This window comes from Bacillus sp. FSL K6-0138, assembly GCF_037982765.1.
GTDB classification, from domain to species: Bacteria; Bacillota; Bacilli; order Bacillales; family Bacillaceae; genus Bacillus; species Bacillus glycinifermentans.
The window spans coordinates 4434467-4460362 of record NZ_CP150286.1 but is presented as its reverse complement, the minus strand read 5'-3'; the positions used below and the strand labels follow the sequence as shown (position 1 = coordinate 4460362).

Sequence of the window (25896 nt, the reverse complement as noted above, 5' to 3'; positions counted from 1 at the left end):
TTGATCTATACGATCACGCTGAACCCGGCCATCGACAGGCTGATGAGGATAACCGGCCGTTTAACCAAGAAAAAAACGAACCGGGTGACAGAAAGCGAATTTGACTTAGGCGGGAAAGGGCTGCATGTCTCACACGCGCTGACCAAATTCGGCGTTGAAAACCTGGCGCTTGGCTTTATCGGTTCAGAAAACCGCAAATTAATGGAAGCGATTCTCGCAGAGAAAAAAGTCCGTCATCATCTGTTTGTTGAAGAGCGGGCATCAACGAGAGAATGCATGATATTTATCGATGAGGCGGATGAAGGAAGTTTGATGATAACAGGGTGCGGCTTTCGCGTATCTGAGGGCAATCACCAAAGGCTGATCCGCTTTCTCGACCGGCATGTCACATCACGGGATTATGCCGTAATTGCCGGTTCAATGCCCCCAGGCTATACGTGCGCAAAGCTTGAAGAGATTCTGTCGATTTTGAAGAAGAAAAGCTGTTTTATCGCGTGCGACCTGTCGGGCAGTGCGCTTGCTGCGGCGGTGGAGATGAAGGTCGATTTTATTAAACCTAATCAGCATGAGGCCGGCGAACTGTTTTACGGGAAAGAGATGCCATTATTGGAGATGTTGTCGCGCCTCGGCGAAAAAATCGGTTATGTCGTCATATCGCTTGGAAAGGACGGCTGCTATGCAACCCGCGGCGGCCGGATGTACCACGTCTCCGTTCCGGCCGTTCGCGAACAAAATGACACAGGCGCCGGCGACGTATTTGTAGGGGCGTTCATCTCCCAGTTGGCAAAAAAAGCGGATTTTCACGACAGTCTGCGTTATGCTGCAGCCTGTTCCGCTTCAAAAGTAACAAAGCACAATTGCACCGATTTTGATATCCAGGAAGCTGAGAGCTTTTTTTCGCAAATTACTATAACGGAATTGGGGGAGGCTCACCATGTTATACCGTAAAGAACGCGAGGATCTATGCAAAGTCGTCAAGCTCATGTTCAGCCGCTTTGAAACAAACGCTGCCGGCGGCAATGTCAGTGTCAGGATGAATGACCGGCATGTTATCATGACCCCGACGTTAATGTCCCAGCAGAAGTTTTGCGACCTCAAGCCGTTTGAAATCCTTGTGGTCGATATGAACGAACAAAAAATTGAGGGCGAAGGCGGCATCACAAGGGAAATCAATATGCATATGGCCTGCTACAGAGAAAGAAAGGACATCGGCTGCGTCCTGCATGCCCACCCTAAAGAATCGCTCGTATTCGCCTCTTTAGGCATGGATCTGCCAAACATTACGGAAGCCACGCAAAAGCTCGGCAGCATTCCGGCGCTCCCGTTTGCCCCCGCCACCTCAAAGGAACTGGCGGAAACGGTCCGGAACGAGGTTCACACAAGACTAGAACAGCCTCTGCCCCAAGCGATGCTGCTGAATAAACACGGCATTCTCGTACTTGATCAAACGCTCCATAAGGCGTACGACATGCTCGAACGGATCGAATACAACGCCTACGCCGCCGCGACAGCGCTTGTGTTTGACGCTTTAAATATAAGGAAGATGAGGGATGAACAATTCAGTTACAACCTGAAGGAATAACCATTTGCGAATTCGGTTTCATTTTTGAATGAGACCGAATTTTTTTATTGAAATGAAAACTTTTTCACGGGGCTGTCAGTCTTACATGTGTACCCGTTTTGAAAATGGGTAATATAACAATGAAACGAAAAAGGAGGCCATATGATGAACAAAAAACCGTTTTTCAAAGCAACGGCGATCATGCTCTCAGGGCTATTAATGCTGTTGGTGTACAGCGGAGCGGCGATTCCTTCGGCTCAAGCTGTGAATGGGAAAAAACCGGTGGTGACGACCCATACATACAAAAACGTGAAGGAATTGAAGTACCCGCAGGTTAAAAACGTCGGCAGCAGATCTTTGCAAAACAAAATCAACAAAGACTTTAAAAACTATATCGAACAATCCTACAAAGACTATCTGAAAAACAAAAAGGACGGCCAACAGCACGGGTATCAAACGGCATACCAAACGTCTTTTGACGTCAAATATCTGACGGGCGAAAAGATCAGCATCCTGACGAAAAACTACGTGTACTCCGGCGGGGCGCACGGCAATACAGCCGTCCGCTCGTTCAACTACGATTTAAAATCAAAAAAACGCGTCTATCTGACAGACGTATTAAACAAAAAATCAAAAATCGATAAAACGAGAACATACATTTACAAATACATTCAAAAGCATCAGGACACGTTCTTCCCGGATGTGAAGAAAAAAGACATTGTCCTTCTTAAAAACACGGCATTCTACTTTACAAAAGACGGGATTGCGATCGTTTTCCAGCAATATGACGTCGCACCTTATGTCGCCGGAAACCCGGTTGTTGCCGTTCCGAAAACGGTCTATCAGTAAATGACAGCCCCTGTTTCGCAGGGGTTTTTGTTTTGAGGTGAGAAAGAATGAGGAGATTTTAGAAGCCCTTTCATAAAACTGTAGCTGACGGGCATGATTCAGCCCGCTGTCAGTCTGCAGATTTTTTCTAAATCAAACAGTTCGGAGACGTGGAAGATGCACTGCTGTCCGCTGATGATCTGGTATCGCTTAAAAACGTATTCCCTGTCTGTTGAAACAGGCACAAGATGTGTAAAGTGTTTTCCAAGGGACTCACCGGTGCTGAAGATTTCACGCCTTGACTCCAGTTCGGAAATGATTTTGCCGATGGGGAGCCGTTCTTCTTTCAGATAACGGCTGGCGGCAATGCATTTGTTTTGACATAGACATAGTTAAATGACAAATAATCATCGCCCCGTTTTAATGAGGAGGTCCTGAATAAAATCTTATCATCAGGCTGAAACAGCTTTGCTTCCTCAGGGGATAGATGATCGTAATCGACATAGGCCTGCCGGAAAACTTCAATATCAACCTTGCCGCCTATCAGCGTTTCGATTGCCTTGGTTGTTGAACCATCCGTTTTGGTCAGCATCTCTTTCACAAGGGAAGTAAGCGATTCAGGCAGAACTTTGCTCATTTCCAATTATGGCACCTCCACACATAGATAGAATATTTTGAAAACTTGTACTATACATCATCACAGGGAGGGTGGTTTGTCTAGAAAAAAAAGTTAAAATTTATCTTATTTTTACAATAAGCAGGGAAGAGGTATAGGAGAGATGAAGGCTGCAAATCTCTCCGTAACAAGATGTGAATATTAAGTGGTTTCACCTTCCAGAACCTTAACAGGCAAGTAGGTTTCAAGCGGCAAATCGTTAAAATCACCATCGACCGCTTTTAGCAGGATATCGATTGCTTTTTGCGATATTGATTGAATAGGCTGCTGGATGGTTGTTAAAGAAGGGAGCAGCGACTGAACCGTTTCCGTTCCATCGTAACCGATCACTTTTAAGCGGCTGGGAATATCTTTGCCGCGTTTTTTGGCTTCAGTCAAGACGGCAGCAGCTATAAGGTCGTCACTGGCAAAAATGCCGTCGGCATTAGGTTGTTCATCAAAGAGCCTTGAGATACATTCTTGATAATTTTGATGAAAAGGAACTTCATATGTAACAGGCTGCCTTCCGTGTTCTTTCATGATGTCTTCATATGCTTTTCTCCTAAGATTTGCAGGTGTTTCAAGCTCGAGCGGTCCATTAATATGGACAATGTGCTTGCACCCTTTTCCGAGCAGCAATTCTGTCGCCTTTTTTCCGCCGGCATAGTTGTCTGATCCCACTACCGGGATATGATTGGATAAATAGTGATCGATTGCGACAATCGGAAGGTTTTGTTTGTGATAATCTAAAATGCCCCTGTTAAACGTTACGGCGATAACGCCGTCAACCTGATTTCGTATCAGCATTTCCAAATATTTTTCTTCTTTATCCTTGCGGTTTAAACTGTTGCAAAGAAGAAGTTTATACCCTTTTTGTGTGCAAATGCTTTCAATATGAAAGGCCAGTTCCCCGAAGAAAGGATTGCTGGAGTTCGGAATGATGAGGCCTATTAAATTTGTGCGTTTTCGGAATAAAGAGCGGGCAAGATCGTTTGGAAAATAGTTGATTTCTTCCATCGCCTTGTACACTCTTTCTTTCGTTTTTTCGCTGATATAACCGCGGTTATTCAGCACCCGTGAAACGGTGGTTGATGAAACACCTGCTATTTTTGCAACATCGTGAATGTTAGGCTTCATGCATTTGCCCCCTGTGTTATTGAAATGGCTTACAATTCTCATCACGCACTTATTTTAGAGAATTGAACCGCTGTGTGCAAGGATTTTCCATGAATCTCCGCGAGGGTCTTTTTTGTCGCCTTTGTAAAAATGTATGTCAACCGGTTGACATATGAAACCGGTTGACATAAAATTCATTTGAAAGCGCTTTTAAATTTTGTTGGAATGGTGGTTTAAGGTGAAAAAAGCGTCTGGCATGGAAACGTCCATGTGAAAAACGGCTTCAAAAGAAAACGTTTTCACGAGATGGTGTCCAAACGATTCAAAGCCGGCAGAGGCAAATGTCATGTTAAACATCCGTCTTTTCGTGTAAAGAGAGGCGCCCGGAATGCGGAATGACGGCACAAATGCAGTTAAGCAATTTCAAATAATGGTCAAGGGAGCAGTGAAAATGAAAGGCTCAAAAATTCTGTATTGGAAACTAAGCGCTTATTTTTTCTTTTTCTTTTTTACTTGGTCTTCCAGCTATTCTTTATTTGCGATTTGGTTAGGGCAAGAAATCAATTTGACCGGGTCTGCGACGGGCATTATCTTTTCTGTAAACGCTATCTTTACTTTGTGCATGCAGCCTTTGTACGGTTTTATCTCCGATAAGCTCGGGCTGAAGAAAACCATATTATTTATGATCAGTTTGCTTCTCGTATTTACGGGTCCCTTTTATATTTTCGTCTACGGACCGCTTTTGCAATACAATGTCTTTCTTGGGGCTATCGTCGGGGGAGTTTATTTGGGAACTGCTTTTCTCGCCGGAATCGGTGCGATTGAAACCTTCATTGAAAAGGTCAGCCGAAAATATCAATTTGAATATGGAAGAACAAGGATGTGGGGTTCCCTCGGCTGGGCTGCGGCGACATTTTTTGCAGGTCAGCTGTTCAACATCGATCCGAATATCAACTTCTGGGTTGCGTCCGTTTCAGCAGTCATATTGGTGGCCATTATTGTTTCTGTAAAAATTGAGATGACAGATGATGAAAAGGAAAGGGCAGACTCGGTCAGGTTAAAAGACGTCGGAGGGCTTTTTCTCTTAAAAGACTTCTGGTTTTTGATGTTGTACGTGATCGGCGTAACATGCGTGTACGGCGTCTATGACCAGCAGTTCCCGCTTTACTACGCTTCCTTGTTTCCGACTCCGGCCTTGGGGAACCAAGTATTTGGATACCTTAACTCATTCCAAGTATTCATTGAAGCGGGCATGATGTTTCTTGCACCTTTCATCGTCAATAAGCTCGGCCCTAAAAAAAGTTTGATTTTAGCGGGGCTTTTAATGGCTTTCCGTATTATCGGTTCCGGACTTGTCAGCGGACCGGTCGGAATTTCGTCGATGAAACTCATTCATGCTTTAGAATTGCCGATTATGCTGATTGCGATGTTTAAATATTTGGCGACTAATTTTGATACTCGTCTTTCATCCGTTCTTTATCTTGTCGGCTTTCAATTCGCATCCCAAGTAGGCACGTCGATTTTTTCGCCGCTTGCGGGAGGTTTATACGACAGCATCGGATTTCGGCAGACTTATCTCATCATGGGAGCAATGGTTCTTTGTTTCACCATTATTTCGATTTTCACTTTGCTAGACTCAAAGAAAGACATTGAATTGGCTCAAAGTCTACAAAGAAAACATATATAGAGAGGATGTCACAGATGAATAGAATTCAGCAGGCGGAAGAAGCATTGAAGAAAGCCGGGAAAAAAGTGAAACACCGCTACCGAATGGGCTATCACATGATGCCCCGTGCAAACTGGATAAATGATCCAAATGGTCTTATTCAATATAAGGGGGAGTACCATGTCTTTTATCAGCATCATCCGTATGATGAGAATTGGGGACCGATGCATTGGGGCCACTTGAAGAGCAGGGATCTCATTCACTGGGAGCACTTGCCGATCGCTTTAGCACCAGGAGACGAATTTGATGAGAGCGGCTGCTTCTCAGGAAGCGCAGTCGAATATAACGGCGAACTCGCTTTAATCTATACAGGGCATAATATGATAGATGAAGAGAAAGACGATTTCTATCAAAATCAGAATATAGCTGTCAGCAAAGACGGTATCGTCTTTGAAAAACTGAAAGAAAACCCTGTCATTGCAGAGCCGCCGGAAGACAGCGCACGCCACTTTCGCGATCCGAAAGTATGGAAGCATCATGAGACCTGGTATATGGTGGTCGGAAACTCCTCAAAAGAGAACGTTGGACGGGTCATTTTATACCGCTCGCCTAACTTTGTAGATTGGGAATATGTAGGCATCCTCGCCCAAAGCGACGGAAATCTCGGCTTTATGTGGGAATGTCCGGATTTCTTTGAATTAGACGGCAAACACGTTTTGCTGATTTCCCCTCAGGGTATAGAGGCGGATGGTGATTCATATCAAAATCTGTATCAAACAGGCTATTTGATTGGAGACTATGATGAAGAAACGAATGAGTTTGTACATGGCTCCTTTAAAGAGCTGGACCATGGCCACGACTTTTATGCCGTGCAAACTTTGTTGGATGACAAAGGGCGCAGAATTGCGATTGGCTGGATGGATATGTGGGAGTCAGAGATGCCGACGAAAGCGGACGGATGGTGCGGGGCTTTAACTTTGCCGCGTGAATTGACGTTGAAGGATGATCACAAAATTTTAATGAATCCCGTCGAGGAGACTAAATTACTTCGTGAATCGGAACATCATGAATGTGCCAATCAATCGATTTCCAGCAGCTATTTTATAAAGACAGCCGAAAAGCTTCTTGAAGTGATGGCCGTTTTTGATTTGACAATTTGCAGTGCCGAAACGGTTGGCTTAAAGATTCGGGGGATTGAACAGGAAGAGACAATCATCCAGTACAGCTTGGTTGATCAGAAGCTGACGCTCGACTGTTCAAAGTCCGGCAAAACGCGGGACGGTGTGAGAAGCGTACGGCTTGAGGCGGAGGAGAAGCTCACCTTGCATCTGTTTCTTGACAGATCGTCTATTGAAGTATTTGCGAACCATGGTGAAGCGACAATGACCAGCCGCATATATCCCAATGAAGGAAGAGCCGGGATTGAGCTGTTTTCTGAGAAAGGCAATGTACGGGTTGAAGAGTTCAATTACTGGACGTTGAGAGATATTTGGAAAGGCGATGAAGCCAAATGAGCAGAATATTTTGCATCGGTGAGACGTTAATCGACTTTATACCGATCCAAAAAGAAACCCCCTTGCAACATGTCACGGGCTTTGAGCGCGTAGCCGGAGGAGCGCCTATGAATGCCGCGATTGCCGCTGCTAAATACGGCGCCCGTGCGGCATTGCTGACGAAGGTTGCCAACGATGATTTTGGCGATTACTTAATCAGCGTTCTTGAAGAAAATGGAGTTGACACTTCCTATATCGTTCGAAGCGACGAAGGTGAAACCGGATTGGCATTTGTATCCGTAGACAAGTCCGGCGAAAGAAGCTTTCATTTTTATCGGAAGAATGCAGCCGATTTGCTGCTTTCGGCAGATGAGGTTAAATCTGAATGGTTTCATAAAGGGGATCTTCTTCATTTCTGTTCAATTGATTTAGTTGAAAGTCCAATGAAACAGGCGCATATGAAGGTGATCAATGACTTCCGGGAAGTCGGCGGAATTGTTAGTTTTGATCCAAATGTCAGGCTCCCGTTATGGCCTGATGAAACAAGCTGCCGTCATACGATCAAGCAGTTTTTACCGCTGGCGGATATTGTAAAAGTATCACTTGAGGAATTGCCGTTTATCACAAATATTGATGATGAGAAGGAAGCGATTGCTTCGCTTTTTACCGGCAATGTTAAAATCGTTGTGTTGACAAAAGGGGGAAACGGTGCGTCGATTTATTTGAAATCCGGCGAAACCTACGAAGATAAAGGATTTAAAGTCGCTGTTTCAGATACAACCGGCGCGGGCGACGCCTTTATCGGAGGCTTTTTATCAGAGTTGGCACTACTCGATGTATCGAACGAGACGCTGTGTGAACGAGTACGCAAGCACCATCGAAGATTGTTGGAGTTTGCCAATGCAAGCGGCGCCTTAACTGCTTCTGTGAAAGGAGCGATACACGGTGCACCGGGCAGACAGCATGTGATGAATCTAATTTCAACAAGTGCAGATAGAGATTAATCTGAGAAAAAGCGGCTGCAGTGTCTTGCAGCCGCTTCCCGCTTTATTCGGTATTACGCTCTTTCCTCAAACAGCTTCGCAATCTCAACGACAACGTTCACAGCTTTCACCATATGATCCGCGGAAATGTATTCGTATTTGCCGTGGAAGTTTTCCCCGCCTGTAAAGATATTCGGACAAGGCAGTCCCATGTAAGAGAGCTGTGAGCCGTCGGTTCCGCCGCGAATCGGTTTGACGACCGGCTCGATGTCCAGGTTTTTCATCGCCTGGTAGGCGATATCGACGATTTCCTTCACCGGCTCGATTTTTTCTCTCATGTTGTAATATTGGTCATTCATGACAACGCTGATGCTGTCTTTTCCGTATTGCGCCCTCAGGTCGTCTGCGATTTTTTCCACTGCTGCTTTCCGCTCGTTAAAACGGTCTTTGTCAAAATCCCTTATGATGTAGTGCAGCTTCGTTTCTGAGACATCACCATTGATCGAAAGCAGATGATAAAAGCCTTCATAACCTTCTGTACATTCAGGAGCTTCTGCTTCCGGAAGCCCCGCGTGGAATTTCATTGCGATTTTGGCGGCGTTGACCATTTTACCTTTTGCCGTACCCGGGTGAACGTTTGTTCCTTTGCACGTAATTTTCGCGGCTGCGGCATTGAAGCTTTCGTATTGCAGTTCCCCGAGCGGACCGCCGTCAACCGTATACGCGTATGAGGCGTTGAATGCCGTCACATCGAATTTATGAGGGCCTCTTCCGATTTCTTCATCAGGCGTAAACGCCACTCTGATCTTGCCGTGTTTGATTTCGGGATGGCTGATCAAATATTCCATCGCCGTCATGATTTCAGCGATGCCGGCTTTGTTGTCGGCTCCGAGCAGCGTCGTCCCGTCCGTCGTGATCAATGTTTGGCCTTTGTAACCGGCAAGCTCGGGAAATTCCTTCGGAGATAACACCACGCCGAGCGGTTCGTTGAGCACGATGTCTTTTCCGTCATACTGTTCAACGATTTGCGGATTGACATTCTTTCCGGTAAAATCGGTCGCCGTATCGACATGAGCCAAAAAACCGATCGTCGGCACCTGCTTCTCTGTATTGGCCGGAAGCGTTGCCATGACATAGCCGTTTTCATCGATCGTGACATCCTCCATGCCGATCTGCTTTAATTCTTCAACGAGCATATTTGCGAGCGTCAGCTGGCCCGGTGTAGAAGGGCACGTCTCACTGTTTTCGTTTGACTGCGTATCGACCTTTGCATATGTAATCAGCCGTTCAATCAATTTGTTCTTCATGCTTCCCTCATCTCCATTTGTTGGTTTTATGTTTATCTTATCATTCATGGCGGGCGAATCGAAAACTTTTATTCGTGTATAGAAAAATTTAGTATAATATAGTTCTAAAGGATCATCACAATTGTAAGGGAGTATCCAAATGGCTAAAGGTTATACAAATGAAGGAACGAAATGGGAGTTTGCACATTCATTCTGGCTTGTGTTCACATGGGTTCCTTTTGGATTTTTAAGCTGGTTTGCATTTATTTATATCGCAGCGCGAACTAAACAAAGAAAATGGTTATTTGCCGGGATCGGATATGCAGCGGCTGTTTTATTCGCTGCTTTTACAGCCAGAACGTTCTTCTTCGATTTGGCAATGAAAGCATTACTCGTCGTTTGGATCATCTCGATCATTCATGCTTTCAAAACAAGGGCAGAATATTTGGTGCGGCTTGAAGCCGTATATCGGATCAAACGGGCAGATATGAATGAGCTGAGGGAGGAGCTTAAACATGAACAGGCGCCGCACGGCTTAACCGGAACAACGCTTACAAAGAATAAATAAAATCCGCTATATCCGTTGAAATAGCGGATTTTTTCATGCAGAGAAAAAATTCCTCATTTTTGAAACTTTTCTCATCGATTCTCCTCTCTAATGTTTGAAGGAGGCGCAGCAGTGAACCAAATCAGATTAGTAAAGAAAGCTGTAGCAGGAAATGCCAAAGCGTTTGAAACGCTTTTTCAAAAGCACAGTGATCGGCTTTACAGGACAGCTTACTTATATGTACGCAATAAGGAAGACGCATTGGATATCGTACAGGAGACGGCATACAAGGCATATTTATCGATTTCCCAGCAGAGGAATCCCGAATATTTTCTGACATGGCTGACGAAAATCCTCATTCATCATGCGTATGCCTTATTGGATAAGAAAAAGAAAGTGGTTTTAATGGATAGGCCGCTTCAGGACGAAGGACGGGTGCGTGACATGCCTGCGGACGACAGAATAGGGCTGCTAGAAGCCGTTCAGCGATTGCGGAAGGAATATCAAACAGCCATTATTCTATTTTATTATCACGACCTGCCGATTCATCATATCGCCGAGGCAATGAATGCTCCGGAAGGAACCGTTAAGACATATTTGAAAAGGGCGAAGCTTGAATTAAAACAATTGCTGACAGGAGGAGAAGACGCATGGACAAACAATGGTTCGAACATGAAGTAGATAAGATTGATGTTCCTCAAAAAGAAATCCGCGAATCGATTGATAAAGGCATCAAGCGGGCCAAACGGGAAAAAACGTTTCAACCGAAGCGCGCTGTGAAAAGGATTGTTTTTGCTTCAGGGGCGGCCGCCGTGCTCCTTCTCGGAAGCGGCTTCGTTTCCCCGGCGATGCAAAGCGTATTGGCGGACGTCCCGCTGTTTGGGAAAGCGTATCAACAATTCCATGACTTTGTCGGTCAAAACTTGGTGGCGGGCCAGCTTGTCACTGAACTGAATGAGAAAGCGTCCAGCAACAACATAGACGTGACGGCGACAAGCGTTTATTTTGACGGCGGAATCATCGGCATGACGTTTAAGGTGAAAAGCGATACAAGAAAAGATTTAGACGATGGAGCGAAAATAATTGATTTTACCTTATTTAACGGTGAGCGGAAATGGGTTATCGCTTCTCAAGGTGGTTTGAAGAAAACAAATGACGGCTATACCGGCTACATTCAAATTGACTATCCCGACAAACGTATACCCGATGAGCTGACACTCCCGGTTACGATCACAAGCATCAATGGCATCAGAGGAAAATGGAGGTTCGACATTCCGGTTGCAAAGCTGCCGTATAAAACGCTTCACATAACCAAAAACAACGCACAATCGTCTCAAGGTCATAAGCTCGCCGTAAAAACGGTAATTCTCGGAAAAGAATCGACTGTCATCGACTATGAAGTATCCAATTCACAGGAACATCCAAACGATCGTACATCGATTATGAAAGTGACGGATGACAAAGGAAACGAAATCCCTCGTATAAGCGGAGGGCAGTGGACGACAGACAGCAAAAAAACCGGAAGCAGAGTTCATCACGAAGAGAGGCTCATCCTGGAGAAAGTGAATAAAGGAACAAAATACCTTACGATTGAGGCTGGCTACAGCATGGCAGATTCCGAAAAAACGCTCCCTCTCACAAAAGCGCCCGCCGTGTTAAGCGCTGACCGTCATGACTTCCAGATTGCCGTTGATCAGGTGAAGAAAAACGGCAGCAAACTGTCTGTCGACTATCATCTGAAACATGTCGATCTGTCTAAGATCGACATTGACAGCATGCAAAATTTTTTAGAAACGATGTCGCTGGTTGATTCGGATTACGAAGGTTTTGACGAAGCGCCGAGGGGACACAGCGTAAAAGGCAATTTTACAAAAGTGCTTGACCCGGAAAAGCTCCGTTTCCGCTCAGACTTTACGTTAGATGGTGAATTTGGAGCGAAAAACTTCAGTCTTGACAAATATTCCCTGGATGTCGAATTTGCTTATTTAAGCACATTTTATTCTACGCCGTTTAAGCCGATAAAAGTGCAATTGCCGCAGTAAATGGTAAGATCCGCTGTTTTCCTTAAAAACAGCGGATTGTCTGCTGTTGATGGTCCCCCAACCTGAAAAATTTCCTCTCCCAAAGGAAAAAATGTGCATCAAAAAGAAAGCGTTTTCAATGTAAAGTAAAAGCAAACAACCAAAAAAAGGGGGAGGTCATGTGAGCAGGATGGCGAAGGTGACCGAGACGTTTGAACGGGTCGCTTTTAAAATAACAAGCTTCAAATATATCATGGCCATTAAATCGGCGTTTGTCACGCTGATGCCGGTTATCATTGCCGGGGCGTTTGCGGTTTTGATGCAGAATATGGTGATGAGTCCCGAGACGGGGCTGGCGGTTTTCGGGCCTTTTCGCTTTTTGTCTGCGCTTGAGCCGATTATGGCATCGATCAATTATGCGACGCTGAACTTTATCACGATCGGCGCGGTGTTTTTGATCGGGATTGAGCTCGGGAAGCTGAATGGGCATGAATCGTTTTTCCCGGGCTTGATGGCGTTGATGTCTTATATCTCCGTCATTCCATCGACAGTGCTGCTGGAAGTGAACGGTTCAATGCAGGAAGTGATGAACGTGCTGGCTAAGGAATTTACGGACCCGAAGTCGCTGTTTTTAGGCATGTTTATTTCGATTTTGTCCGTTGAAATCTTCAGCAAGCTTGCAAGCATGGACCGGCTCAGGATTAAAATGCCGGACAGCGTGCCGGCCAATGTCTCTGTATCGTTCGGGACTTTATTTCCTTCCATTATTACCGTCACGATCATCGCCAGCTTCGGATTTGCGTTTCATCGGCTGACGGGCGTATACCTTCATGAAGCCGTATACAATATCGTGCAAAAACCGCTTGAAGGCGCTATTCAAGGCCTTCCCGGCATTCTGCTGCTAGTGTTTGTTGCGCAGTTTTTCTGGGTGATCGGCATACACGGAAACCAGATGGTGAAGCCGATCAGGGAGCCTTTGCTGCTCGCTTCGATCACCGTTAATATGAATGCTTATGCAGCGGGTGAATCGATTCCGAATATCATTACGATGCCGTTTTGGGATGTGTACATGAGCATCGGCGGCTCCGGCGTCACAATCGGCCTGTTGATCGCGATTTTTATTGCGGGAAAACGGGAGGATTTGCGCAGCATTACAAAAATTTCGTTCGGTCCCGGCATCTTCAATATCAATGAACCGGTCATCTTCGGGGTTCCCGTTATGCTGAATCCGCTAATGGCGATCCCGTTTATTGTAACGCCGCTTGTGACGGGTACAATCGGCTACATCGCGACAGCGGCGGGTTTTGCCGGAAAAGCCGTCGTCATGGTGCCGTGGACGACGCCTCCGATTATCAACGCGTGGCTGTCGACAGGGGGAAGCCTCGGCGCCGTCGTCACACAAATCGTATGCATCATCGTTTCCGCACTTATTTATCTTCCGTTTGTGATGTTGTTGAATCGAAGCCTTACGGTCAGTTCTGAAAAAAATGTTTCCATGTAAAGGCGATGAAAGGAGCGAACGAAATGGCCAGGCAAACGTGGAAGATTCCCGACGATTTTATTCTGGGCGCTGCAGCATCGGCATGGCAGACAGAGGGCTGGGACGGGAAGCGGCCGACACAGGATTCCTATTTGGATATGTGGTACAAGAATGATCCTGATGTATGGCATGACGGATACGGACCGGCGGTGGCAACCGATTTTTATAACCGCTACAAAGAAGATATTCAATATATGAAAGACATCGGGCTAACCCACTTCCGGACGTCGATCAACTGGTCGCGGTTTCTTTTGGATTATGAAACCGCCGAAGTTGACGAGGTGTATGCAGGCTACATTGATGACGTCATCGATGAGCTGAAGAGATGCGGAGTAGAGCCGATGCTTTGTCTTGAACGCTACGAAATTCCGGCTGTCTTGCTGGAACAGTACGGCGGATGGGGATCGAAACACGTGGCTGGCTTATTTGCGGCATATGCGGAAAAAGCGTTTGAACGGTATGGGGACAGGGTGAAATACTGGTTTACCTTTAATGAACCGATCGTGCCGCAAACTCGGATCTACCTTGACGCGATTCGCTATCCGTACGAGCAGAATACAAAAAAATGGATGCAGTGGAACTATCATAAAGCACTGGCGACGGCAAAGGTCGTGGAGCTTTTTCGGAAAAGGAAGCCAGGTTTCAGAGAAGGCGCAAAAATCGGCGTCATTTTAAATCCTGAGGTCACGTATGCGAGGTCGAGCGCGCCACATGATCAGAAAGCGGCCCAAATTTATGATTTATTTTTTAACAGGGTTTTTTTAGATCCGAGCATTAAAGGCGTCTATCCCGATGAATTGATGGAGCTCTTGGTCAAACACGACATCCTTTTTGAACATGATGAAGAGGAGCTTTCCGTCATCAAGCGGAATACGGTCGATTTTGTCGGCGTGAATCTGTATTATCCGAAGAGAGTTCAAGCGCCTTCAAGGCAATGGAATGAATCGACGCCTTTTCATCCTGCTTATTACTATGAGCCCTTTGAGCTGCCCGGCCGAAAGATGAATCCGTTCAGAGGCTGGGAGATCTGCCCGCGCATTGTGTACGACATGTCAATGAGGCTTAAACATGAGTATGGAAATATCGAATGGCTGATTGCGGAAAACGGCATGGGCGTCGAACATGAGGAGCGTTTTAAAAACGAAGAGGGGGTCATTCAGGACGACTACAGAATCGATTTTATTTCGGCCCATTTGCGAGAGGCAATGAAAGGGATCGCCGACGGCGCAAACTGCAAAGGATATATGCTTTGGGCGTTTACGGACAACGTCTCTCCGATGAACGCCTTTAAAAACCGCTACGGCCTTGTTGAAATCCGATTGGAGGACAACCGCAGCAGGGCGTTGAAAAAATCGGCATACTTTTATCGGAATATCATCAAAAACAGACGGTTTGAAACAGAGGAATTCCGGTATAAATAAAAACGTGGCAGCGACCATCCCGCTCATAAACGGGATGGTCCTTCTTTATGGGGGAAAATAACCTTTATTTGAGTCCCGTGACTAGGTTTGCTGAAGATTTCAATATGACCTTCGTGTTCATGAATAATCTGTCTGGCAATTGCCATGCCCAGTCCGGTGCCTGATGTGTTGGAAGAAGCGTTCGTTCCTCTGTAGTAGCGGTCAAATAAATGCTCCAATGTTTCTTTTTCCATGCCAACTCCATTGTCTTCTATGATAACAGTTAAAGACTGAGACTCACTGTTTTCAATCAAGACCTTAATTTCAGTGCCAGGAGGGTTATGTTTAATACTGTTGGCAATCAGGTTTTCAAAGGCGCGCTGCATGTATTTTTCATCCATATAAAAAGCAATTGTATCTTGGTCCGCCTGAAACTCGAATTGTTTATCCTTCGATTCAGGCAAGCTTTTCAGACCGGTTAAAGTTTCCCTTAACAAGCCCACTATGTCCTTTTCTTCTTTTTGAATCGGAAAGGCATCATTTTTCAAACGGAAGGTGAGATTGAATTCTTCTATTAATTCTTCCATATACTCTACCCTCTCGTTCATAATGTTTGCAAAATCCCTTACCTTTTCCTTGTTCCACTCATGTTTTTCAGATGATAAAAGAATGGTATATCCTTTAATGACTGACAATGGCGTTTTTAAGTCATGTGAAACGCCTGTCATCCATTCTTCCCTCGTTCTATCCAACTTTTCGCTTTCCGCTTTGTTTTTCTGAAGAATCACCGTAAGATTGCTCATTGCATTCATGAGTTCCTGATATAGTTTATATCCGGGTTTTTTCTTTTTCTTTGGTATGAAAGAGTGAGATGCCGGCTCGGCATATGTTCCTTTGGAGAGATTTTCGATCCATGAAACGATGTAAAGCAAAGGAGCCCCCAGCTGCTTTCCGAAATACAGCGCAACAATAACCCCGATCATGATCATGGAAAGAATCCAAAGCTGGTTTGTCCAATATAGAAACGGATTGTCGGATTTAAATGGTTCACCCATAATCCACGTCAATGTCCTCCCGTCTTTCGTGTCAAACCATGTTGAGAGATGAAAGCCTTTTTTAGCGGGGTAAACATAATCAGAGACAAGCTCGCCGGGAATATAGTGGCTTGGAATATTGTCCGGCTTGTTGAAGGAATAAAGCTCATTTCCCTTTTCATCAAGAATCTGGATCCACATATGGTATTCCTTTAAATGGCTGATCGTCTCAGCTTTAACGAATACTCTCCCGTCTTTTACAGCGGTTTGCCGAACTATGCTTGATAACGAAAGGGGTGATTTGTGCGGCTCCCGGTCATTTAGAAAAAAAGTGAAAAAAAGCGTGCTGATGACGAATAGAGCGGTGCAAATCGCAATCAGCAGAATGATTCGGGATATAAAGTGAAACGCAATGCGGTCTCTCAGCTTCATTGCGTTTCACCCGTCTGCTGAACTTCAAAAATATAACCCAGTCCCCTAGCCGTTTTAATCCATTTTGGACGGCCCGGATCTTTTTCGATTTTTTCCCTCAGCCGGCGTACATGGACCATGACCGTACTGTCGCCGTTGTAAAATTCACCCCATACATCCCTGTAGATCTTTTGCTTGCTTAATATTTGATTGGGATGGCTGCAAAAATACAACAACAGCTTAAATTCCTGCGCAGGGCATTCGATTTTTCTTCCATTCACAACAAGCTTCCCTGATGTTTCATCAACTTGAAAGTCCCCGAAATCATAAGACGGCTTGGACGGTGAGGGCGCGGCACCTTTAGATCGTTTTAACTGGGCTTTCACGCGGGCAACGACTTCAAGAGGGTTGAAAGGTTTGGTAATATAATCGTCTCCGCCAAAACTAAAACCTTGCAGTTTATCCAAATCAGACGTTTTCGCTGTAAGGAAAAGAACGGGGATATTCGTAAACCGGCGAAATTGATTGCAAAGAGCAAACCCATCGGTATCCGGAAGCATTACATCAAGCAGTACAATATCAGGCTGCTGCTGTTTTAACAGATAGAGCGCTTCCTCTCCATTTTCGGCATTTAAGACATGAGAGAACCCTTCATTTTCAAACACCACGTTTAATAAATTCAAAATATGCTGGTCATCATCGACGATTAACACTTTGCACTCTCCGAAAGAATGATTCATTTTATGACCTCCACAAATGATACGCTTTCATTTTCACATGAAATAGCTGGCAAAGGAAGTTATGCCGGCTTTAATTTAAGAGATGTTTAACTTTCTTACAATTTTTTATTTCTCACTGCAATCATAAAACGTTAAACAAACCTTTGGAACAGAAGAAAGCTTAGAATATGTAAGCTGCGTGTCCATATATTCGCAGCTGTTTTTGTGTGTTTAGGTAATGTTCAGAAAGAGTTTAAGGCGCATTTATGCAAATGGCTCTATGATAAAGGCGAGGTGAGGAACAGTGATACAAAATGTTGTATTGACAAAAAATTTAACGAAAAAATTCGGAAAGCAAACATCGGTCAGCGGATTAGATATGAGAATCGAAAAAGGGCAAATATATGGTTTCCTGGGCCCGAACGGAGCTGGAAAAACGACAACGATCAGGATGCTGTTAGGCTTGATCAAGCCTACAGAAGGGAATATTCAGCTATTTGGCCAGGATATCCGCAAAAACCGCATGCAAATTCTGCAGAGAATCGGTTCTCTGGTTGAATCGCCATCATATTACGGAAATTTAACAGGAAGGGAAAATCTTGAGGTCATTCGCAGGGTTCGGAATTTGTCTGAAGCACGGATTTGCAGAAGCGCTTGAGATCGTCCGTCTGTCAAAAGCGGCTGATCGGTTAGCAAAAGAGTATTCGCTCGGGATGAAGCAAAGATTAGGAATTGCGGCCGCTTTAATGAGCAAACCTGATCTTCTGGTGCTGGATGAACCGACGAACGGACTCGATCCTGCCGGCATTCACGAAATCCGGGAGTTGATCAAGGAGCTCCCGGATAGATACGGGATGACTGTTTTAGTATCCAGCCATTTGTTGAGCGAGATTGATCAAATGGCGACACAAGTCGGGATTATTATGAACGGTAAGCTCATTTTCCAAGATGACATCGAGGCGTTGAGGAAAAAGCAAAAACCGCTCCTGAAAATTGGCGTGAATAATATTTATGAAGCCCAATCTATCATACAGAACCGGGGATTGCATGCAGAACTTCGGGAAGGAAATTTGTGGATCAGCGAAACATCCCCCGAGTTTGTTTCAGAAGTCAACGGAATGCTGGTGAAATCGGGAGTTTCTGTTTACCGGTTAGAAGAAGTAAAACGTTCTTTAGAAGACATCTTCCTGGAGCTGACAGGTACAGAGGGGAGCTTATGAAACAAGTGCTGTACGGCGATCTCTTGAAACTCAAGCGTTCCTCTTTGTTTATCGCAGTTTTCCTAGTCCCCCTTGTTGTTCTGGCATATGAGCTGTTAAATCTAACTTACCGTGTGGAATATGTCCAAAGGCAAGCTGAAATGTTCAAGGCCTCTTCTATGTGGCAGTATATGCTTTTTGACAACAGCATGCTGTTTGGATTGGGTTTTCCGTTAGCCGTTACGATCATTGCTTCCATTATTGCAAATATAGAGCATCAGACAAATTCATGGAAGCAAACGCTGTCTCTGCCAATATCAAGAGTAAGGATTTACTTAAGCAAATATATTTGGCTTTTCAACAGTCTGCTTTTAACTGCGGCGGCATTTGCAATAGGCATGGTTGTCCTTGGGAAGGCTTTGGGATTTGAAGGGCCGGTACCGTGGGGGCTTCTATTCGGAGACAGCTTTGCCATGCTGCTTACGGCGCTGCCGATCATGTCTTTTCAATTATGGCTGTCCATCACATTTAAAAACCAGGCCTTTTCGATTCTCATCGGTACGATCAGCTCGATTGTCGGTCTATTTTTAGCTGCCGGAATGACAACGCGGTGGTTTCCGCTCGCTTACCCGAGCCAGTCATCGACCGTCATTTTGCAATATGAGGGTCTTGGGGTCAATCCGGACCTATCCGCTTTTGTCGTGATTAATGTTTTTGCCGGAGTGGCGCTTTTGTTCATGGGGGCCTTTCATTTTAAAAAGCGAGATGTGCTGTAGGAGGATGTATGATGTTAAAAAATATATTGGCTGCCGAAAGGTTGAAATTAAAACGCTCGAAAATCTGGGTGTTGTATGTTTTGGCTCCTTTTATCAGCGTCATATTGGCTTATACGAACTTTCACAATAACTATAAACTGTTTGTGCAGCCGGGCGACAACGAATGGATTGAAGCCTGGACTCAGGTTGCCGTTTTCATGGGATCCTTTGTACTGCCAATTCTTGTAGGCATTTATGCTGCATTTGTCTGCAGAGGAGAACATATAGGAGGAGGGTGGAAGCAGCTTTTGGCTCTCCCGGTTTTAAGATCCCGTGTTTTCTTTGCGAAAAGCGTCATGGTTGCGGTGATGGTGGCTGCGACGATGGGCATCTTATTCATCCTCTTTATGATGGTCGGCTTTCTTAACGGGCTAAAAGGAGATCTGCCTTTTTTCGCGATATTGGGATACGTTGCCCAAGGATCGATTGCCTGCCTTCCGCTTATCGTTCTGCAGCTGATCGTTTCCATCAGGTTTAAGACATTCGGGATCCCGCTTGCGGTCAGCATCGGCTTTACTTTGCCGTCCATACTTGCCATAAATACGCTATTGGGGCAAATATACCCTTGGACTCTGCCTATGCTCGGGATGTCTCCTCCTGATGAGTCGCCTATTGATTCATACCTGTTGTTTTATGGTGTACTAATTGTTTTGTTTATCTTATTCACGGTGCCGGGGGTAAGAAATTTCTCACGGAGAGATATGGTTTAAGGTCATGAAAAAGCCGCAGCATCGGGCAAGGAACGCATTGATTGTGGAGGGAGCAGACAGGAAAGAAGCCGGAAAGGATTTCTCTATGATATCATCCCGAGAAACGGAATGATATCATAATTCGATATTGCCTATTACCGCAAACCGCTACGCAAAATACTCCGGCCGGTTGATCATAATTTGCTTGTTCATCTGGCTGATGATGCCTTCACAGCGGAGCTTTTTCAAGACGGCGCTGACGGTTTCGCGGGAGGTGCCGGAGATTTTGGCGATTTCCGCCGCCGTGATCGGGCAGCTGATGACGGTTGAGTCGCGTTCTTTTTCACCGAGGCTTTCGGTCAGGTAATAGATCGCTTGCGTCACCCGGTCGTGCGCATGCGAGAGCGTGATTCGCTTAAGCCTTTCTTCATGAAGGGCGAGAATGTCGGATAATTCATTGAGAACATCAAAAAGGAGCGTTTTATTGTCCCTTACGAGATCTTCAAAGATGTTCATGGGAATATAGTAGAGTTCGATATCTGTCAAGGCTTCGGCGGAATAATGGTAATGCTCGTCGCGAAACAAGCCGCCGAATGGAAAAAGCGTATGGGGGCGTACGTAGTCGGTATAAAACATCGATCCCGTTTCGTTTGATTTTTCGAGTTTAATAAAGCCGTCAAGAAGAAGATACATCCGTTCCCGGGGGTCATCTTCCATAAATAAAATCTGGCCTTTATGATAGGTGCGCCAATAGATGAACTGTTTGATGTTTTCCAGTTCTTTTTTATTCAGGGAAGCGAATAGAGGAAACTTTTTCAGATGATGTATGATGTCTTTGTTTTTCATATGAAACGACCACCCTTATCCGTTATTCTTATGATTGTGGCTTATCATTTTAAATTTTACATGTTTTGGGCGGCAGGCAAAAGGAAGAACCCTTCCCGAGCCCTTCCTCATGCCGCTTAGCCCTGTTCGACAATCGTGCCGGCTCTGCCTTCAAGGGCTTCTTTCGCCATTTGAAGGGAGGTGATCACCGCTTTGTTTCCCTTCGCTGCTTCGGCAAACTGAATGGCAGCTTTGACTTTTGGCAGCATGCTTCCTTCTGCGAATTGTTTTTCTTCTATATAGCCTTTCAGCTCTTCGGTTGTAACGCGTTTGAGCGCCCGTTCCGTCGGTTTTAAATAATTGATTGCGACATAATCGACGGCGGTTAAAATAATCAGTTCGGTTGCCTGAACCAGCTCTGCTAATTTGCAAGCGGCAAAATCCTTGTCGATGACCGCGTCGATGCCGCTGACGGCCCGGTTGTCTTCAATGACTGGAATGCCTCCCCCGCCGGCCGCGATGACAATATGGCCTTTTTCGACTAAATCGTTGATGACATCGTATTCAAGGATGGATACAGGGGCAGGTGACGGTACAACGCGGCGCCAGCCTCTTCCCGCGTCCTCTTTAAAGACGATGTCCCCGTTTCCGCTGTTCATCAGCTCTTTCGCCTCTTGTTCGCTGTAAAACGGTCCGATCGGCTTCGTCGGGTTGCGGAAAGCTTCATCATCGCCGCTGACAGCGACGCGGGTGATGACGGTTGCCGCATGTTTGTCTTTTCCTTTCGCATGGAGAGCTTCATCGATTGCGTTTTGCAGCCAGTAGCCGATCATTCCCTGTGTCATCGATACACACGTTTCAAGAGGCATTGCCGGCGTTTTTGGGGAGTCTGCCGCTTTTTGCTGAATCATCAGGCTTCCGACTTGCGGGCCGTTTCCGTGTGTAATAATGATGTCGGTTCCGCTGTCAAGCATATCAGCCAAATATGCTGCCGTTTCCTTCAATGCCTGCTGCTGTGCTTCCGCGCTTGCGTCCCCGGCTTGAATCGCATTCCCGCCCAGTGCAACCACGATTTTTCTTTTTTTCATAATGAAACCACCTCTCGTTCAGTGATGTTAGTTAAATGGAAATGCCTCCAGATGCCAATTTCACGATGGCAAATACAGCCAGGATCAGAATGGCTGCGGCAATCACAAGTTCAGCCCTGTTGAATGCCGGACCTTGCTTATTTTTGCGTACGGCCCGGTATACCAAAATGCCAGGCGCGTATAAAATCATGGTCAAAAGCAGGTAGTCAAGCCCCGCTGCATAGATCAGCCATATGCCGTATATGCTTGCGATCAGCCCGATGATGACGTTTTTCCAGCGGTCGGGCCCCTTGTGCAGCCAGCTGTATTTGAGCTGATATAATCCGGAAAATAAATACGGAATTAAGATGGCTGAGGAAGCGAGCGAAAATGCGAACCGGTAAGCCGCATCCGAAATGATGAACGTCAGCAGAAACAGCTGGATGATGGCATTTGTCAGCGCCAGCGCGTTTGTCGGCGCGCCGTTTTTATTTTCTTTGCCAAACCATTTCGGGAAGACGCCTTCCCGTGCGGCAATCAGCGGCAGCTCTCCGGCAAAAAGCGTCCAGGCCAGCCATGCGCCCAATACGGAAATCACGAGACCCAGGTTGATCAGCACGGCCCCCCATTTGCCGACGATATGCTCCATCATTGCGGCCATTGACGGGTTGGGAAGTCCGGCAAGGCTTTCTTGATTCATGACGCCGAGGGAGAGCATGGTGATCATCACATAAATGGCGAGCACGCTGATCAGCCCGATGACGGTCGCTTTGCCGACATCGCTCGATTTTTTGGCCCTGCTTGAAAACAGCACCGCGCCTTCAACGCCGGTGAACACCCAAACGGTGACAAGCATCGTGCTCTTGATTTGCGTTCCGATTGAGCCCAGCGACAGCCCTTTTCCCCAGAAATCACCGGTAAATAAGTCAAGATGAAAAACAAAGATGACGGCGACGATAAAAGCAAAAATCGGCACCAGTTTCGAAATGGTCGTAATCAGATTAATCATGGCAGCGGATTGGACGCCCCGCAGGATCAAAAAGTGAACGCCCCAAAGAATCACGCTTGCCCCGATAATGGAAGCGATATTTTGGCCGTCGCCAAACACGGGGATGAAATACCCGACGGCGCTGAAGAGCAGCGTACCGTATGCGACATTGCCGAGAAGGGCTGCGAACCAGTATCCCCAGCCGCTGTTAAATCCCATGAAATGGCCGAATCCTTCCCGAGCGTAAGTGAAAATACCGCCGTCTAAATCAGGCCGTTTCGCCGTGAGATTTTGGAACGATAAGGCCAAGGCGATCATGCCGGCTCCGGTGATGACCCAGCCGATCAAAATTGCCCCTGCCCCGGCGCCAGCCGCCATGTCGCTTGCGATGTTGAAGGCTCCGCCGCCGATCATTGATCCGATGACAAGCGCAATGAGCGCAAACAGACCCAGTTTTTTTTCTTCCGCCATTTTTGTCACCTCATTCGGTTTAAAGATGGAAAAGGGAATGTTCCCTTTTCCGGTCAGTCAAGGTCGCCAAGTGTTGCCGCCATGACAGCTTTGATCGTATGCATGCGGTTTTCCGCTTCATCGAATACTTTGGAATGCTTGCTGCGGAATACTTCGTCTGTCACTTCCATTTCTTTGAGGCCGTGCTGTTCGTAAACGTTTTGTCCGTATGTTGTATGAAGGTCATGGAAGGCCGGCAGACAGTGCAGGAAGATGACATTGTCATTTCCGGTTTTCTTCACGAGTTCCATGTTGACTTGGTAAGGCTTAAGAAGCTTGATCCTTTCGGCAAACTTGTCTTCTTCTCCCATGGACACCCAGACGTCCGTATACAGCACATCAGCTCCGGAAACAGCCTTGTCTGTATCGTCTGTTACGGTCACGCGTCCGCCGGATTCTTTTGCGAACGTTTCCGCCAGCTTCACGATTTCCTTATCAGGGTAGAGCTCTTGAGGCGAGCAGATTCTGACGTCCATGCCGACTTTGGCTCCGCCGATGAGCAGGCTGTTGGCGACATTATTCCGTCCGTCTCCGATATAGGTCAGTGTGACGCCTTTTACACGTCCAAGGTGTTCTTTAACTGTCATAAAGTCGGCAAGCATTTGCGTCGGATGCCATAGATCGGTTAACCCGTTCCAAACCGGCACGCCTGAATGTTCGGCCAGAGACTCGACTTTTTCGTGTTCAAAGCCGCGGAATTCGATGCCGTCAAACATCCGGCCGAGAACTTTTGCGGTGTCTTCAATCGATTCTTTTTTGCCGAGCTGTATATCGTCTTTGCCGAGATATTCCGGATGAGCGCCGAGGTCAATACAGGCGGTTGTAAAGGCGCAGCGCGTTCTTGTTGACGGTTTTTCAAAGAGCAAAGCGATGTTTTTTCCTTCTAAATAGCGGTGTTTGATGCCCTGTGCTTTTTTGTCTTTCAATTCTTGGGCAAGGTCGAGCAAATAAAGGATTTCTTTTTCTGAAAAATCTTTTTCGGCTAAATAGCATCTGCCTTTTAAATCGATTGTTTTCTCCATTTTGATTCTCTCCTTTTGACTGGATTGTTTATTTGACATCCTCGCGGTACAGCGGCATGCTCATGCAGCGCGGGCCCCCGCGGCCTCTTGAAAGCTCCCCGCTCGGAATTTCGATGACTTCGATGCCCTGTTCTCTCAAGCAGGCATTTGAGATGTAGTTCCGGTCATAGGTGACAACGACGCCTGGAGCGATAGCGAGCGTATTTGAGCCGTCATTCCACTGCTCCCGGGCCGAAGCGATTTCGTCTCCGCCTCCGCAGAAGATCAGATTCACATCTGAGAGACCAAGCGTTTTCTTCAGGACTTCCGGCAGATTGTGCTCTTCGGTAATTTGAATGTCGCCGTCTTCCGTTTTTCCGCGTTCAAGGACAAAGATCCGCATGTCTCCTTCAGGCCCCTGAATGGCCGGATGAATTGTAAACTGATCCCGGTCGACCATTGTAAACACGGTATCCAAGTGCATAAAGGCTCTGGTTTTCGGTATTTCTACGGCCAGCACCCGGCGGATTTGGCTTTGGCGTTTAAATAGATTTCTGACCAATTGCTCAATCGCCTGGGCGGATGAACGTTCAGAGACGCCGATTGCCACGGTTTCATGATTCAGCACGAGTTCGTCTCCGCCTTCGATATTGAACTTGATATCGCGGTCAAGCCAGATCGGGATATCCTTGTCCTTAAATCGCGGATGGTGCTGGACGATGTAGCGCATGAACAGCGACTCTCTCCGGCGGGCCGGTTCTTTCATTTTGTTGATGGTCAGCCCGCTGCCGATCGCGGCTGCCGGGTCTCTTGTGAAATAAAGGTTTGGCATCGGGTCGAGATAGAATGGATAATGATCATCCATCATCTCGTGCAATTGGGAACGAATGCCCTTTTCCAATTCGTTTTTTCTGATTCCGCTCATCACACGATCGACCATTGCATCCGTAGCGAACGAAAGCAGATACTCTTTTAATCTGTCGAAAGCGCCGTTTATGTCCGCTTTGCTTTCCGTCAAAAGCTCGCTGACAAACCGTTCGCGGACTGATTCGTCTTCAAGCGCTTCCGCTGCCAGCTTCTCTAAATAGAGAACTTCTACGCCTTGTTCTTTAAGAGTTTCTGCAAATTGGTCATGCTCGTGTTGAACGGCCGGTAAAAAAGGAATATCGTCAAAAAGAAGCCGTCCAAGATACTCGGGTGTAAGGTTTTCCAATTCCCGCCCGGGCCGCTTCAGCATGACCGTTTTCAAAGTGCCGATTTCTGAGTAAACGTGAATCGGTGTCGTCATGATCATCCCGCCTCCTAAGCTCTTTTTGTTACATGTACAGCTTAAAACAGCGGGAAAGATGACGCTGTGAAAGCGATAACAGCAAAAATGTGAACTATTTCACTTATTTTTTGATGGGGCAAAAGCAAAAATGAATAAATATGACAAAATGAATATAAACCTTTGTCAGGCCAACAAAGAAAACGTATAAACGCTGTATATTTTTTGCGGAGATTTTTCGAAAAAAATTTTTTGGGAATAAAAAAAGCCGGCCC

24 protein-coding genes and 1 pseudogene are annotated in these 25896 nt (G+C 46.1%); 14 read left to right on the top strand and 11 right to left on the bottom strand.

Features of this window, described 5'->3' with window-relative positions; all coding sequences use genetic code 11:
- The 3 genes from MHB78_RS23345 (at position 1) to MHB78_RS23335 (ending at position 2410) form a co-directional block, all read left to right on the top strand.
- Positions 1 to 948: a 1-phosphofructokinase family hexose kinase gene (locus tag MHB78_RS23345; protein WP_046130053.1), complete on the top strand. Its 948-nt coding sequence runs from the start codon at positions 1 to 3 to the stop codon at positions 946 to 948.
- Positions 935 to 1582, top strand: coding sequence for a class II aldolase/adducin family protein (locus tag MHB78_RS23340; protein ID WP_046130054.1), 648 nt, complete (start codon positions 935 to 937; stop codon positions 1580 to 1582). Before MHB78_RS23345 ends, MHB78_RS23340 begins: the two co-directional genes overlap by 14 nt.
- Before the next feature lie 144 nt (positions 1583 to 1726).
- The gene (locus MHB78_RS23335) at positions 1727 to 2410 is read left to right on the top strand and encodes a DUF3298 and DUF4163 domain-containing protein (RefSeq protein ID WP_046130055.1); all 684 of its coding nucleotides are present in this window, start codon (positions 1727 to 1729) and stop codon (positions 2408 to 2410) included.
- Positions 2411 to 2735: 325 nt separating this feature from the next.
- On the opposite strand, the gene MHB78_RS23330 is transcribed toward MHB78_RS23335, so the two are convergent.
- From MHB78_RS23330 to MHB78_RS23320, 3 genes are all read right to left on the bottom strand, one after another.
- Positions 2736 to 3032, bottom strand: a complete 297-nt coding sequence (locus MHB78_RS23330) for a hypothetical protein (RefSeq protein ID WP_231947407.1) — start codon at positions 3030 to 3032, stop codon at positions 2736 to 2738.
- A gap of 174 nt (positions 3033 to 3206) precedes the next feature.
- The gene (locus MHB78_RS23325; RefSeq protein ID WP_046130056.1) at positions 3207 to 4181 is read right to left on the bottom strand and encodes a LacI family DNA-binding transcriptional regulator; all 975 of its coding nucleotides are present in this window, start codon (positions 4179 to 4181) and stop codon (positions 3207 to 3209) included.
- 189 nt (positions 4182 to 4370) lie between these two features.
- Positions 4371 to 4508 (bottom strand): hypothetical protein, encoded by a 138-nt coding sequence (locus MHB78_RS23320; RefSeq protein ID WP_157759349.1) that lies wholly within the window; start codon positions 4506 to 4508, stop codon positions 4371 to 4373.
- A gap of 103 nt (positions 4509 to 4611) precedes the next feature.
- Here MHB78_RS23320 and MHB78_RS23315 point away from each other — a divergent pair, with 103 nt between their 5' ends.
- From MHB78_RS23315 to MHB78_RS23305, 3 genes are read left to right on the top strand one after another with little or no spacing between them, the layout of a single operon-like run.
- On the top strand, positions 4612 to 5847 hold the full coding sequence (locus tag MHB78_RS23315; RefSeq protein ID WP_046130074.1) for an MFS transporter: 1236 nt from the start codon (positions 4612 to 4614) through the stop codon (positions 5845 to 5847).
- 14 nt (positions 5848 to 5861) lie between these two features.
- Positions 5862 to 7340 carry a glycoside hydrolase family 32 protein gene (locus MHB78_RS23310; protein ID WP_046130057.1) on the top strand — a complete coding sequence of 493 codons (1479 nt, stop codon included), beginning with the start codon at positions 5862 to 5864 and terminating at the stop codon, positions 7338 to 7340.
- Positions 7337 to 8323, top strand: a complete 987-nt coding sequence (locus MHB78_RS23305) for a carbohydrate kinase (RefSeq protein WP_046130058.1) — start codon at positions 7337 to 7339, stop codon at positions 8321 to 8323. The genes MHB78_RS23310 and MHB78_RS23305 overlap by 4 nt, the downstream gene beginning before the upstream one ends.
- Before the next feature lie 53 nt (positions 8324 to 8376).
- Here MHB78_RS23305 and pepT read toward each other — a convergent pair whose 3' ends face one another.
- Positions 8377 to 9609, bottom strand: a complete 1233-nt coding sequence (gene pepT / locus MHB78_RS23300) for a peptidase T (RefSeq protein ID WP_046130059.1) — start codon at positions 9607 to 9609, stop codon at positions 8377 to 8379.
- Positions 9610 to 9748: 139 nt separating this feature from the next.
- On the opposite strand from pepT, the gene MHB78_RS23295 reads away from it, so the two are divergent.
- From MHB78_RS23295 to MHB78_RS23275, 5 genes are all read left to right on the top strand, one after another.
- The gene (locus tag MHB78_RS23295; protein ID WP_052948504.1) at positions 9749 to 10156 is read left to right on the top strand and encodes a hypothetical protein; all 408 of its coding nucleotides are present in this window, start codon (positions 9749 to 9751) and stop codon (positions 10154 to 10156) included.
- 90 nt (positions 10157 to 10246) lie between these two features.
- Positions 10247 to 10816, top strand: coding sequence for a sigma-70 family RNA polymerase sigma factor (locus tag MHB78_RS23290; RefSeq protein WP_046130060.1), 570 nt, complete (start codon positions 10247 to 10249; stop codon positions 10814 to 10816).
- Positions 10786 to 12177, top strand: a complete 1392-nt coding sequence (locus MHB78_RS23285) for a DUF4179 domain-containing protein (protein WP_046130061.1) — start codon at positions 10786 to 10788, stop codon at positions 12175 to 12177. Before MHB78_RS23290 ends, MHB78_RS23285 begins: the two co-directional genes overlap by 31 nt.
- Before the next feature lie 169 nt (positions 12178 to 12346).
- Positions 12347 to 13657 (top strand): PTS transporter subunit EIIC, encoded by a 1311-nt coding sequence (locus MHB78_RS23280; protein ID WP_164918186.1) that lies wholly within the window; start codon positions 12347 to 12349, stop codon positions 13655 to 13657.
- A 23-nt stretch (positions 13658 to 13680) separates the two neighbouring features.
- A complete protein-coding gene (locus MHB78_RS23275; RefSeq protein ID WP_046130063.1) occupies positions 13681 to 15117 on the top strand; it encodes a glycoside hydrolase family 1 protein in 1437 nt (478 codons plus the stop codon).
- Positions 15118 to 15140: 23 nt separating this feature from the next.
- Here the strand turns inward: MHB78_RS23275 and MHB78_RS23270 are convergent, their stop codons facing one another.
- Both MHB78_RS23270 and MHB78_RS23265 read right to left on the bottom strand, forming a co-directional pair.
- On the bottom strand, positions 15141 to 16562 hold the full coding sequence (locus tag MHB78_RS23270) for a HAMP domain-containing sensor histidine kinase (protein WP_046130064.1): 1422 nt from the start codon (positions 16560 to 16562) through the stop codon (positions 15141 to 15143).
- Positions 16559 to 17281, bottom strand: a complete 723-nt coding sequence (locus tag MHB78_RS23265) for a response regulator transcription factor (RefSeq protein ID WP_046130065.1) — start codon at positions 17279 to 17281, stop codon at positions 16559 to 16561. The genes MHB78_RS23270 and MHB78_RS23265 overlap by 4 nt, the downstream gene beginning before the upstream one ends.
- A gap of 283 nt (positions 17282 to 17564) precedes the next feature.
- Between MHB78_RS23265 and MHB78_RS23260 the strand changes: the two are divergent.
- The 3 genes and pseudogenes from MHB78_RS23260 to MHB78_RS23250 all read left to right on the top strand — a co-directional run bounded on the left by MHB78_RS23260 (position 17565) and on the right by MHB78_RS23250 (position 19984).
- Positions 17565 to 18480, top strand: a pseudogene (locus MHB78_RS23260) (ABC transporter ATP-binding protein).
- Positions 18477 to 19235 carry an ABC transporter permease gene (locus tag MHB78_RS23255; RefSeq protein ID WP_046130066.1) on the top strand — a complete coding sequence of 253 codons (759 nt, stop codon included), beginning with the start codon at positions 18477 to 18479 and terminating at the stop codon, positions 19233 to 19235. Before MHB78_RS23260 ends, MHB78_RS23255 begins: the two are co-directional and overlap by 4 nt.
- Before the next feature lie 11 nt (positions 19236 to 19246).
- Positions 19247 to 19984 (top strand): ABC transporter permease, encoded by a 738-nt coding sequence (locus tag MHB78_RS23250; protein WP_046130067.1) that lies wholly within the window; start codon positions 19247 to 19249, stop codon positions 19982 to 19984.
- A gap of 147 nt (positions 19985 to 20131) precedes the next feature.
- Here the strand turns inward: MHB78_RS23250 and MHB78_RS23245 are convergent, their stop codons facing one another.
- From MHB78_RS23245 to arcA, 5 genes are all read right to left on the bottom strand, one after another.
- Entirely contained in the window at positions 20132 to 20809 is a 678-nt protein-coding gene (locus MHB78_RS23245; protein ID WP_046130068.1) for a Crp/Fnr family transcriptional regulator, read from the bottom strand.
- A gap of 116 nt (positions 20810 to 20925) precedes the next feature.
- A complete protein-coding gene (arcC, locus tag MHB78_RS23240) occupies positions 20926 to 21876 on the bottom strand; it encodes a carbamate kinase (protein WP_046130069.1) in 951 nt (316 codons plus the stop codon).
- Positions 21877 to 21907: 31 nt separating this feature from the next.
- Positions 21908 to 23314: an arginine-ornithine antiporter gene (gene arcD, locus MHB78_RS23235; RefSeq protein ID WP_046130070.1), complete on the bottom strand. Its 1407-nt coding sequence runs from the start codon at positions 23312 to 23314 to the stop codon at positions 21908 to 21910.
- Positions 23315 to 23367: 53 nt separating this feature from the next.
- Positions 23368 to 24375: an ornithine carbamoyltransferase gene (argF, locus tag MHB78_RS23230; protein ID WP_046130071.1), complete on the bottom strand. Its 1008-nt coding sequence runs from the start codon at positions 24373 to 24375 to the stop codon at positions 23368 to 23370.
- Between the two features lie 28 nt (positions 24376 to 24403).
- Positions 24404 to 25642, bottom strand: coding sequence for an arginine deiminase (arcA, locus tag MHB78_RS23225; protein ID WP_046130076.1), 1239 nt, complete (start codon positions 25640 to 25642; stop codon positions 24404 to 24406).
- Positions 25643 to 25896: the final 254 nt, after the last annotated feature.

Bases quoted from the DNA above. Each gene is read 5' to 3' on its own strand.
- MHB78_RS23340 (WP_046130054.1), top strand. From the start codon at position 935: ATGTTATACCGTAAAGAACGCGAGGATCTATGCAAAGTCGTCAAGCTC.
- MHB78_RS23335 (WP_046130055.1), top strand. From the start codon at position 1,727: ATGAACAAAAAACCGTTTTTCAAAGCAACGGCGATCATGCTCTCAGGG.
- MHB78_RS23325 (WP_046130056.1), bottom strand. From the start codon at position 4,181: ATGAAGCCTAACATTCACGATGTTGCAAAAATAGCAGGTGTTTCATCA.
- MHB78_RS23320 (WP_157759349.1), bottom strand. From the start codon at position 4,508: ATGACATTTGCCTCTGCCGGCTTTGAATCGTTTGGACACCATCTCGTG.
- MHB78_RS23315 (WP_046130074.1), top strand. From the start codon at position 4,612: ATGAAAGGCTCAAAAATTCTGTATTGGAAACTAAGCGCTTATTTTTTC.
- MHB78_RS23310 (WP_046130057.1), top strand. From the start codon at position 5,862: ATGAATAGAATTCAGCAGGCGGAAGAAGCATTGAAGAAAGCCGGGAAA.
- MHB78_RS23305 (WP_046130058.1), top strand. From the start codon at position 7,337: ATGAGCAGAATATTTTGCATCGGTGAGACGTTAATCGACTTTATACCG.
- pepT (WP_046130059.1), bottom strand. From the start codon at position 9,609: ATGAAGAACAAATTGATTGAACGGCTGATTACATATGCAAAGGTCGAT.
- MHB78_RS23295 (WP_052948504.1), top strand. From the start codon at position 9,749: ATGGCTAAAGGTTATACAAATGAAGGAACGAAATGGGAGTTTGCACAT.
- MHB78_RS23290 (WP_046130060.1), top strand. From the start codon at position 10,247: ATGTTTGAAGGAGGCGCAGCAGTGAACCAAATCAGATTAGTAAAGAAA.
- MHB78_RS23285 (WP_046130061.1), top strand. From the start codon at position 10,786: ATGGACAAACAATGGTTCGAACATGAAGTAGATAAGATTGATGTTCCT.
- MHB78_RS23280 (WP_164918186.1), top strand. From the start codon at position 12,347: ATGGCGAAGGTGACCGAGACGTTTGAACGGGTCGCTTTTAAAATAACA.
- MHB78_RS23275 (WP_046130063.1), top strand. From the start codon at position 13,681: ATGGCCAGGCAAACGTGGAAGATTCCCGACGATTTTATTCTGGGCGCT.
- MHB78_RS23270 (WP_046130064.1), bottom strand. From the start codon at position 16,562: ATGAAGCTGAGAGACCGCATTGCGTTTCACTTTATATCCCGAATCATT.
- MHB78_RS23265 (WP_046130065.1), bottom strand. From the start codon at position 17,281: ATGAATCATTCTTTCGGAGAGTGCAAAGTGTTAATCGTCGATGATGAC.
- MHB78_RS23255 (WP_046130066.1), top strand. From the start codon at position 18,477: ATGAAACAAGTGCTGTACGGCGATCTCTTGAAACTCAAGCGTTCCTCT.
- MHB78_RS23250 (WP_046130067.1), top strand. From the start codon at position 19,247: ATGTTAAAAAATATATTGGCTGCCGAAAGGTTGAAATTAAAACGCTCG.
- MHB78_RS23245 (WP_046130068.1), bottom strand. From the start codon at position 20,809: ATGAAAAACAAAGACATCATACATCATCTGAAAAAGTTTCCTCTATTC.
- arcC (WP_046130069.1), bottom strand. From the start codon at position 21,876: ATGAAAAAAAGAAAAATCGTGGTTGCACTGGGCGGGAATGCGATTCAA.
- arcD (WP_046130070.1), bottom strand. From the start codon at position 23,314: ATGGCGGAAGAAAAAAAACTGGGTCTGTTTGCGCTCATTGCGCTTGTC.
- argF (WP_046130071.1), bottom strand. From the start codon at position 24,375: ATGGAGAAAACAATCGATTTAAAAGGCAGATGCTATTTAGCCGAAAAA.
- arcA (WP_046130076.1), bottom strand. From the start codon at position 25,642: ATGACGACACCGATTCACGTTTACTCAGAAATCGGCACTTTGAAAACG.